The sequence below is a fragment of the Acidisphaera rubrifaciens HS-AP3 genome (genome assembly GCF_000964365.1).
Taxonomy (GTDB): Bacteria; Pseudomonadota; Alphaproteobacteria; order Acetobacterales; family Acetobacteraceae; genus Acidisphaera; species Acidisphaera rubrifaciens.
The window spans coordinates 1-1,086 of sequence record NZ_BANB01001118.1 but is presented as its reverse complement, the minus strand read 5'-3'; the positions used below and the strand labels follow the sequence as shown (position 1 = coordinate 1,086).

Below are 1,086 nucleotides of genomic sequence, written 5' to 3'. Positions count from 1 at the left end.
CGGGCGCGGCGACAGCACCGGGCGCAGCCCGGCCACGCCGGTCAGCGGCGGCATCGGCCGCGCCGGCGGCAGCGGCGCCGCGCGGGAGACCGGCGGCGCCTCGATCAGCATCGGGTCTATGCGCGCGTTGAGCATCGCGTCAGCGACAGCCCGCGAGGTCGCTCTCGCGTATCTCGAAACTCGTCTCGTGCGTCAGATCGACACCGCGCTTGACGCAGCTATGCCCCGCCGCGTCCACCAGCCGCACGTCATAGACCCCGTGCGTGATGCCCTTCAGCCGCAGCCGCTCGGACGGCTCCAGCGTGTGGTCATGCTCGCTCAATGTCTGGTTCGGGCCCCAGGCCGTGGTGCCGGCCGGCGCCAGGTACACGCCGCTGAGGGTGGTGCCGGTCGTGGAGTTGAACGCGGCGAACCGGTCGCCGGCCTGCGCCGCCGCGGTCGTTGCCAAACCCGCTGCAAAAAGTGCTGCCATAACCCGCAGTTTTTGCATGATATCTCCTCGAGTCCCGCGTCCGGCGCAACCCTATGCCGAGGCGTCGGCCGATGCCAGAGGGGCGAGGAAGGGAAACGCCGCACAAAGTCGCGCGCGGGCCGCCTCGCGCGCCGCCGCGTCGTCGCGCGGCAGGGTCATGTCGGCGGCCAGCGTCGCCGGCGCCCCGTCGAGCACCAGCAGCCGGTCGGCGCAGGCGACCGCGTGGTCGATCTCGTGGGTGGAGAACAGCACCGTCGTCCCGTGCGTCGTGGCGCGGTCGGCGATCAGCGCGCGCAGGCTGCGCGAGGTCTGCGGATCGAGCGAGGCAAACGGCTCGTCCAGCACCAGCAGGGTCGGATCGACCGCCAGCGCCCGCGCCAGCGCCGCCCGCCGCGCCATGCCGAGCGACAGCGCCCCCGGCAGCAGCCCGGCCGTGCCGGCCAGCCCCACCGCCGCCAGCGCCGGCGCGGGGTCGTAATCCGCCTCCGGCCGCACCAGCCGCAGATTGTCGCCGACCGTCATCCACGGCAGCAGGCGCGGCTCCTGGAACATCGCGCCCAGCCGCCCGGCGGGCCGCCGCACCGTGCCGATATAGGCGTCGTCCAGGCCCATCA

The 1,086-nt window shown here is 73.6% G+C and carries 2 protein-coding genes; both read right to left on the bottom strand.

Annotated elements, in window-relative coordinates:
• Positions 1–139 precede the first annotated feature (139 nt).
• Entirely contained in the window at positions 140–448 is a 309-nt protein-coding gene (locus tag B8460_RS20330; protein ID WP_048863446.1) for a hypothetical protein, read from the bottom strand.
• A gap of 75 nt (positions 449–523) precedes the next feature.
• A partial coding sequence (locus B8460_RS20325) for an ATP-binding cassette domain-containing protein (RefSeq protein WP_052945327.1) occupies positions 524–1,086 on the bottom strand: 563 nt, incomplete at its 5' end.